The following is a 3,080-nucleotide window of genomic DNA, read 5'->3' as shown; positions in this document are numbered from 1 at the left end:
CACTCGGCGCGGGATTCCACCTCCACGCCCACGCCTCCCCACCACGGTGGGAAACGATCCCGGAAACTCAATCCGACTCAGGATCGCATAGCTAATCAGAGACGCTAATGAGGTACAGGACCTGCTACCGCTCCAACAGATCGGCTGGATTGCTGATGCGGGCGAAGGTATGGAAGAAACCGTTCTCCAGGCGCCGGTGGACGATGCGCCAGCCTTCTGGCAACCGTTCCAGTCGGTCGTGCCACAGGCCCGTGTGCACGACGTTGGCGTTTCCGTCGCGCGTCTCGTGCGTGTGGAAGAACGGCGACGTGGCAGTCGCGTGATCACCGTCGATCACAACGGTCGCGTACCCTTCCCGGTGCTGCCAGCGCCCGAAGAGCCTCCCGAGCCCGTCCGTGCCCTCGCGGCGCGCGCCCCGCATGAAGTTGAGGTAGTCCGGTAGCCGGATTTCAGCGCTCTGGCCGACGTCGGAAGCGTCGATGACCGCATCGGGGGAGAAAACCTCGGCCCACTGTGCCATCAAACCTTGGTCGGCGTTGTCACCCTGGTGCAGATCCTGACCAATACCGTAGCGCGCGATGACGTCCTGAATGGCGATCCGGTCCATGAGGTACCGGATCGCGGTGCCAGACTCGATGCTCATTGCCTCTCATTTCCTCTCATTGCCTATTCTTCCCAGCCGCGCTCGGCCAGGCTGAGCAGGAGCTCTCCCCTGCTCTCGATGTAGGGCCGAACGGCCCACGTGCGCAGGCCAGCGGTCTGAGCGACGGCTGTGCCGCACCCCGCCACCGGCCACCCCGTCTCGGCGTTCGGTCCGGGAGTAACGGTTCGATGCGCGTCCACTGCGCGTCAGTCAACGGCACACTTGGACCAACGGTCGGCTGGCCCTGACGAGATTGCCTAGTTGTCAAGCCACCGGGAGCCGTCGTCCTTGGCCTGGTCGTGGTCGGTGGTGACGCTCAGGTACCGCCACTTCTCGTCCTCCTCCAGGCGCCTGGCCCAGGCAGCGCGCCCGTAGGTGTAGGCGTCCGAACCCAGGAGCAGGCGCAAAGGGGGTTCGTCGAGGTCGGCGACGGTGAGGACGACCTGGGCGACCTTGGCCGGGTCGCCGTTGGCCTGCCGGGCGAAGTTCTGCATCGCCTCCGCGGCGGCACCGACGGTGGCCTGGTACGGCTCGCTGATGGGCGGGGTGTGCATGGAAGCCCCCGCCCAGTCGGTGCGCATGCCGCCCGGTTCCAGGACGGTGACCTTGATGTTCAATGGGGCGACCTCGGCGGCGAGGACCTCGGAGAAGCCGCCCACGGCCCACTTGGCGGACTGGTAGGCGGTCATGCCAGGGCTGGCGATGCGGCCGCCGAGAGAGGAGATCTGGATGATGCGGCCGCCGCCCTGGCGGCGCAGCACGGGCACGGCGGCCCGGCTGAGGTACACGGTGCCGTAGAAATTGGTGTCGATCTGCCGGCGGAACACTTCCAGGGTCATGTCCTCCAGGGAGGCGCGATCGCCCTGGCCGGCGTTGTTGACCACGACGTCCAGCCGCCCGAAGGCGTCGACGGTCTCGCCGACGACACGCTCGGCGGCCTCCGCGTCGGTCACGTCGAGCCGGGCGGTACGGACCTGATCGCCGTGGTCGGCGACGAGGTCTTCAAGGGTGCGCGGGTCGCGGGCGGTGGCCATCACCCGGTGCCCGGCGGCGAGAGCGGCAGTGACGATCTCGCGGCCCAGGCCCCGGGAGGAACCAGTGACCAGGAAAACCTTCGGCATGGGACGAACTCCGTCTGTATGTGTGAATGCGGGGGGACTGTGTGTGGGCTGTGCCCACGGCGAAAGCACTCCGGGAAATAACGCAATCAAATTGCGTTACGTCACGCTAACACGCCCCGGGTCGTTTACGCAGCACGCGTGCGTTACGGTGGCGGTCATGCAGCACCGAGCCCGTTCACCCGAGGCCAAGCTCCGCCGAGCCGAAGACCTGCTCGATGCCGCCCGAGCGCTGGCCGCCGCCCGGGGCGGGGTCCGCCACATCACCCTGGCGGCCGTCACCGAGACTGCCGGCCTGCACCCCTCCGCCGTCCGCCGTTACTTCGACAGCAAGGAGGAACTCCTGCTCGAACTGGCCGAACGCGGCTGGCGGCAGTGGTGCGACATCCTCACCGCTCGCCTTGCCGACACCCGCGGCCACACCCCGGAACAGATCGCGGGTGTCGTGGCCGCCACGCTCGCCGAGCAACCGCTGTTCTGTGACCTGCTCACCCACGTCCCGCTCAGTCTCGAAGGAGACGTCTGCATCGAACGCGCCCGTCGCTACAAGACCAACTCGTTCGCCGCGTACGACGCCATCGTCGAAGCGCTGACCGCCGCGGGCACCATGACCGGCGCACAGGTGCAGGACCTCATCACGGTGGCGCTGGGGCTGACCGCCAACCTCTGGCAGATCTCCCATCCCACACCCACCCTTGCCGAGCTCTACGCCCAGCACCCCCGCTGGAAACACATTGCCCTCGACTTCGAACCACGACTGACCCGCCTGCTCCAGGCCACCGCCACCGGCCTCGCCCCTGCCCAGACGGAGTGATGCAGGGGCGCGCGACACACCTCCGACACAGCACGCAGTGCCCTTAGAGGTCATCGGTCGCCAGCCCTGAGGGGTCTTCATACGTATAGATGGCGTGCCGGACGCCATTGCACTGACGGAGATCACGTCCATGCCGCAGGTGATGGACCTTCTGGCTCTCGGGGCTTCGTCGCGGGTGAGGTCTCTGGCCCGCCCATAACCACCAGGCCAGGGTCCGGCTCGACGAGTGGCGGGCAGCCCGACGAGTGATCGTTCCTGGGCCGCCTCTGGGCCGTCCGGCCACTCAACCGCGACCGGTGACGACTACTAACGACAGTCGTAGCGAGCGAGAGCCGCAGGTCACCCGATTGGATCTGCGACACTGGTGAAGCCATGCCTAAGCCCGGAGAACAGGCCTTGTCTCGACCATAGAGTGGTGTGCATCGTGAAGTGGCAGGTCACGGGCCTGGTGTGATTCTGTGCGCGGGTGCTCGTGCTGGTCGCGCGGGGCAGTCTGCCGTGTAGA

At 67.0% G+C, this 3,080-nt stretch carries 3 protein-coding genes; 1 reads left to right on the top strand and 2 read right to left on the bottom strand.

The features are described 5' to 3' along the window. Nucleotides 1-124 precede the first annotated feature (124 nt). On the bottom strand, nt 125-643 hold the full coding sequence (locus tag ACWDA7_RS51610) for a nuclear transport factor 2 family protein (protein WP_450615005.1): 519 nt from the start codon (nt 641-643) through the stop codon (nt 125-127). Nucleotides 644-900: 257 nt separating this feature from the next. Then, nucleotides 901-1,764, bottom strand: coding sequence for an SDR family NAD(P)-dependent oxidoreductase (locus ACWDA7_RS51605; protein ID WP_450615004.1), 864 nt, complete (start codon nt 1,762-1,764; stop codon nt 901-903). Nucleotides 1,765-1,921: 157 nt separating this feature from the next. Between ACWDA7_RS51605 and ACWDA7_RS51600 the strand changes: the two genes are divergently transcribed. Next, complete coding sequence (locus ACWDA7_RS51600; protein WP_450615002.1) at nt 1,922-2,575, top strand: TetR family transcriptional regulator; 654 nt, start codon at nt 1,922-1,924, stop codon at nt 2,573-2,575. The last annotated feature ends 505 nt before the right edge of the window (nt 2,576-3,080 follow it).

This window comes from Streptomyces sp. NPDC001156 (assembly GCF_053598275.1).
The sequence above is the reverse complement of the archived record's forward strand: the minus strand, read 5'-3'. Positions and strand labels throughout refer to the sequence as shown.